Origin of the sequence: Subtercola sp. RTI3 (genome assembly GCF_035018625.1) — a bacterium.
Lineage (GTDB): Bacteria > Actinomycetota > Actinomycetes > Actinomycetales > Microbacteriaceae > Subtercola > Subtercola vilae.
Window position 1 is genome coordinate 1 of the sequence record NZ_JASJXO010000100.1, and the last position, 4,682, is coordinate 4,682.

Annotated in this window: 7 protein-coding genes and 2 pseudogenes; 5 read left to right on the forward strand and 4 right to left on the reverse strand. The window is 58.9% G+C overall.

Translation table 11 applies throughout. The features are described from left to right. The first annotated feature begins 469 nt into the window (after positions 1–469). The gene (locus QN358_RS18585) at positions 470–601 is read left to right on the forward strand and encodes a hypothetical protein (RefSeq protein ID WP_323513243.1); all 132 of its coding nucleotides are present in this window, start codon (positions 470–472) and stop codon (positions 599–601) included. A gap of 57 nt (positions 602–658) precedes the next feature. Continuing rightward, positions 659–895, forward strand: a complete 237-nt coding sequence (locus QN358_RS18590) for a hypothetical protein (protein WP_323513244.1) — start codon at positions 659–661, stop codon at positions 893–895. A 196-nt stretch (positions 896–1,091) separates the two neighbouring features. Here the strand turns inward: QN358_RS18590 and QN358_RS18595 are convergent, their stop codons facing one another. Next, on the reverse strand, positions 1,092–1,415 hold the full coding sequence (locus QN358_RS18595; protein WP_323513245.1) for a transcriptional regulator: 324 nt from the start codon (positions 1,413–1,415) through the stop codon (positions 1,092–1,094). Continuing rightward, positions 1,412–1,852, reverse strand: a complete 441-nt coding sequence (locus tag QN358_RS18600) for a hypothetical protein (RefSeq protein ID WP_323513246.1) — start codon at positions 1,850–1,852, stop codon at positions 1,412–1,414. Before QN358_RS18600 ends, QN358_RS18595 begins: the two co-directional genes overlap by 4 nt. Before the next feature lie 266 nt (positions 1,853–2,118). Here QN358_RS18600 and QN358_RS18605 point away from each other — a divergent pair, with 266 nt between their 5' ends. Both QN358_RS18605 and QN358_RS18610 read left to right on the forward strand, forming a co-directional pair. Then, complete coding sequence (locus tag QN358_RS18605) at positions 2,119–2,364, forward strand: hypothetical protein (RefSeq protein ID WP_323513247.1); 246 nt, start codon at positions 2,119–2,121, stop codon at positions 2,362–2,364. Between the two features lie 366 nt (positions 2,365–2,730). Then, positions 2,731–3,246, forward strand: a pseudogene (locus tag QN358_RS18610) (IS3 family transposase); the annotation flags it as partial. A 50-nt stretch (positions 3,247–3,296) separates the two neighbouring features. On the opposite strand, the gene QN358_RS18615 reads toward QN358_RS18610, so the two are convergent. Then, positions 3,297–3,593: a MarR family transcriptional regulator gene (locus tag QN358_RS18615; RefSeq protein ID WP_323513248.1), complete on the reverse strand. Its 297-nt coding sequence runs from the start codon at positions 3,591–3,593 to the stop codon at positions 3,297–3,299. A 331-nt stretch (positions 3,594–3,924) separates the two neighbouring features. Here QN358_RS18615 and QN358_RS18620 point away from each other — a divergent pair, with 331 nt between their 5' ends. Beyond that, on the forward strand, positions 3,925–4,212 hold the full coding sequence (locus QN358_RS18620) for a hypothetical protein (protein ID WP_323513249.1): 288 nt from the start codon (positions 3,925–3,927) through the stop codon (positions 4,210–4,212). A 202-nt stretch (positions 4,213–4,414) separates the two neighbouring features. Here the strand turns inward: QN358_RS18620 and QN358_RS18625 are convergent. Further along, positions 4,415–4,651, reverse strand: a pseudogene (locus QN358_RS18625) (transposase); the annotation flags it as partial. Positions 4,652–4,682: the final 31 nt, after the last annotated feature.

Consider the following 4,682-nt stretch of genomic DNA (forward strand, 5'->3'; position numbering starts at 1 on the left):
CGAAGCCATAAAACCTCTCGGTCGTCCCACGACCCACCTCCAAGATAGAGGTGTTGCTTCCACCGATTGAATTCACCCAGCACCCGCCGACCAAAACCAGCCCGACTGCTCCACCCTGGCCCGTTGCGCGGCCGGGTGCTGCATGATCTCCGCGACCGGTTCTCACCCGAGCAGATCGCAGGCCGGCTCCGCCTAGATTTCCCCGACGACCCCACCATGCAGGCGTCGCACGAAACGATCTACCAGGCCATCTACCGCGACAGGCCCGGCCGCCTCGCCCGGCCCGACCAGCCGCTGACCCGGACCAGACGGCGGGTGAGAAAGCCCCGCCGGGCAAAGAACACCCGCGTGGGCCGAATCCAGAACATGGTCTCCTTCCGGGACCGCCCCGCCGACGCGGAAACCCGGCAGACCCCCGGACACCTCGAATCGGCGCGGTCCTCGCGTTCGACTTCTCAACATCCGCTACATGACATCGACCCACATTGGCACCTGGACAATGGACAAGCTCATCCGCTTCGGTCTGCTCACGCGCAACACCGACCCGATCATGTGGGACTTCGGATCGGCCGCGAAGCACCACTCGCTATTCAATCCTTAGCTCGACACCACCACAGCCAAAGCCGACGCCGACCCACACGCTCCCCACCACGGCGCGGTGCGACCGCGCGCCGAAAGTGGTTCCCGCGCAGGCATCTCGACGCTGCGCAGCGCGTTCAACCCCGACGCCGAGATCGCCGAGAAGCTCGCCGCGAAGATCAAGCGCGAACTCGAGAAGTTCGGCGTCGCGAACGAACCTCTGGGAGTCGACGTGATCGAGTTGCCGATTCTCTTCGCGCTTCAGAAAGCGGGCATTCAGGTCGTCGATGGGCAACAGGTCTTCATGGGGGTGTGACCCTCGGGCTCCTGATCGCTACAGTCCTCACACAGATCGCATCGAGAAAGCGGGGACCGGTCGGCGTAGCTCGCTGACGCACCAACCTGTAGCCCAAAATCGGGGAATTGAGACCAAGTACGTCGGCTGACCCCAGGACCTTTCCCGACTAGAAAAATCCGGGTGGTTTGCTAATAATCTCGCAAGGGATGCTGATCTAATTTTGGGTTGCACTTGTGCCGCCGGCGATTTGACGGAGAACGTCGAGATGATTGACCCAGGCTTCGCGACCATCGGGTGTCAGTTTGACCCAGGTTCTGGGACGTTTTCCTACATAACCCTTTTTGACCTCAAGGATTTCAGCCTGTTCGAGGATCGTGATCTGCTTGCTTAAAACGGAATCACTGACCTGGATTGCGTCGCGAATGGTAGCAAAGTCTAAGGAATCGGCAGAGGCCAAGGCAGCAACGATCGAGAACCGGACGGTTTGATGGATTACCTCTGACAACAGGTGGCGTGGGTGCGATGGTATCGGCGTCATGAGCGGGCTTCCTTGATGGCACTCGTCACTGTGACAGCAGCGATCAACAGTGAGGCGAGGATGGCAAGAAAGACATTGCCTTTCAACTCGGAAGTCGCGAAAACAATAGCAATGCCGTAACTGAAAGCCCAGGCGGTCACATATCGACCCCAGCGCTTTTGGAACCCTAACTTGCTCGATCCACGCCCAAACACGATGAAACCGCCAATAATGAGTGCAACCCAAACGAGCATTGCAATCGTGGAAACGAAGTATGTCGTTCCGCTGGTGAGGTTCATCGCTAAGGTGCCGAGTGATGTTGCGGCACCAAGACCGACAAGAGCTGTGATGTATGGCCAGCTCACTCCTGCCACCGCCGAAGTGCTTACTCGTCGGGCATGGGCAAGAAGCTGCTCAGCTTCCTCGGGAGAGGGTTGAACGGGTGATGAATCTGGCATGGTGCCTCCGGGTTGAATGATTGCGAATCCACGCTATAAAGTACTTTCTACATTGTCAACTAATTTACTCATAAGAAATGACGAATACTGACACCCATCAGGCAGCCCCGATCGGGCGACGTTCGGCCAGTGGCAGGCCAACCGGCACGGCATCGGGTACGGGAAGGTTCAATAGTGGTGCGATCACTGCTCGAACCCGCCGTCGGATATTTCACGAATTCGCGAGCCACCCCAACCTAGAGAAAGACCCGTCGATTGGTTGGTCAGTGACGACCGTTCCCGCGGACACCGAACGCACCTACGCCGACGAAATCGCCACGCTCGATAGCGCGCTCGTCGCGTACCGCCTCACCGAAATGTCAGCCGGGGGCCGCAAGTCGAACAACAACGGCATGACCGCGCTCTGCGACTGTGGCCGCAAGATTCGGGTATCCAAGACCGTATATTCAGCCGCGGCGATCAGCTGCGGGCTCTGCGGCAGCGACTTCGAAGCAGAAGACGACGACGAGTAGTAAAACCCCCGAGCAGGAGAGGCCGGCCTGATAGCCGGCCTCTCGGCCGACGAAGCCCCGACAATCGTTCTACCCAGCCAGGAGGCGGAGAAAATGATCACCATCTATTCCAAGCCGCGTTGTATTCAGTGCTCTGCCACCTAAGGCTCAGCCCACGATTCGGCATAAATGACACGATAGGGGCGCAGGCACTTGATTGTGAGGTTTTGGCGCGGCATCTCTCGGGCCTGACTTCCGCTTGAATTCTGGACAGGGAACGCCTTGGGCCTTGGCAGCCAAGACGAGCCTTGGACAGGGCGTGGACGTGGGCTGACTGAAGCGCCCCGGGTTTGATGCCGCATCCTTTTGAGTTGAAGGACGTATGTCATGCCAAAGAAGATCGATCCTGCCCTCCGTGATCGGGCTGTGCGGTTGGTGCGTGAGCACCGGTTGGAGTACCCGTCATTGACGGGTTCGAGTCGGCCATGATTCCGTGCGCCGGTGGGTGCTGCAAGCCGATATCGACGATGGCACTCGTGACGGGGTCACCAGCGTCGAGCATGCGGAGATCAAGAAACTCAAGGCCGAGAACCATCGCCTTCGTGAAGACGTCGCGATACTTCGAGCGGCGACGACTTTCTTCGTGGGGGAACTCGACCCCCGCAACCATTGATGCTGGGCTTCATCGACACGATGAGAGCTGAAGGTTGCGCGGTCGAGTCGATCTGCCGGGTCCTGCGGGAGCAGAGCCACCAGATCGCCGCGCGCACCTACCGATCCCAGCGGCACGGCGTCGTGGCTGCAAGGACAGTCAATGAGTCGGAGGTGATTGACGCGGTGGGTTCCGCGGCATGGACCACCGTCGAACGTCACAAAGGCACGAGAACCAGAAGATCAATGAGCAAGAGATCGCCAGGAGAATGATCTGGGAGTCTTCAGCTTGACTGGAAACGTCAACGGACGAACGTGGGCGTTAACCCAATGCGGAGGAGTGGGACCCGGCCATGCCGTCCTCGGAAGTCGTCGTAGATGCCTGCCATGATGTCTTCGCCCGAATCGGTCAGTTCGAGGAATACTCCGCGCCGGTCGCTCGGATGTGCGACCCGGTGGATGAGATTTCGCTCCACCAGCCTGTCGGAGATCGCCGTCACGGCGCCCGTGGTGAGGTTCATCGATGCTGCAAGGATCGTCGGTGCCGCTTCGCGCTGCTCAGCGATCCTCGACAAGAACCGGAGCTCCGACAATGTCAAACTAGCAACGGCCGCTTACTGGTGCCGGTTGCGATTCATCGCACGGAGGAAGACTAACGCTGCAGCTGGCAGTCCATCGACCTGTTCAATCGGACCGGACTGACCGAACATTGGATCCTCCCATTCGCTCGATACCTGAGCTATTGACGCCTTTTAAGTATCTCAGCTTGTCAAGCCCCAAAATAGCCAGCCTAAAACTATTCAGGGTCTAGAGAATTTGATCTACATTGGCTTTTGCGCACACAGGTTTAGCGCAGCAGGGGTCACCTAGTACCGCCTATGTAGTCGTCGGTGGAGCCTTCCGTCCCACCCGAACGAGGAGGCTTCAGCGATGAGCACGTACCGTCTGACCGTGAACGAGAGCAGATTTTACCTGTCGCCGGAAGACGACGTCGAAACTCTCAAGACAGCTCTATTGGCCGCGATCTCTGGCGGTGCCGGTTTCATCGATCTGTTCAATTCAGCCCGGGTGAAAGTCGCGCTGCTCGTCACGGCGCACACTCACGTGCAAATCGAAGAATTCGATTCAATCGATGACGTCAGCGACCTCTGGCAGCAACCCGAAGCCTCGAGTATGTTCAATTTCGACGAATGGGACATCACCACAGCACAACCCTGAGTGAGCAGCATCGACAGCGCAGCCCGATGGCTCAAGTATTCTGCTGGGTTCATCTACCGTTTCGTAAGAGAAGCACGGCTCATGCGGCGGGATCAAGATCGTGGATGTGCCGTGCGACGGCCGCGAGCGTGGAGTCGATCAGCATGGGTCACGTCCCGCTGAGTGGTGGAGTTTCTCGACACCGTGCAGGTCAGTTGTTTGATTATGCGGCGATGAGTTCTGGGAGCGCAACCTCCTGTTCCAGCGTGTCGGATTCCGCGGTATCCATCGCGCGGAGCGCGGCCATGAAGGCTTCGGAGAGGTAACAGCGATCGCCGGCTTCCCACTCGTCGTGCTGCTCGACCAGAACGGCGCCGGCTAGCCGCAGCAGAGCGGCGGGGTTGGGGAACACCCCGACGACGTCGGTGCGGCGTTTGATCTCCTTGTTCACCCGTTCCATTAACCGGCTCTCGTGCTCAGGTCAAGCCGTT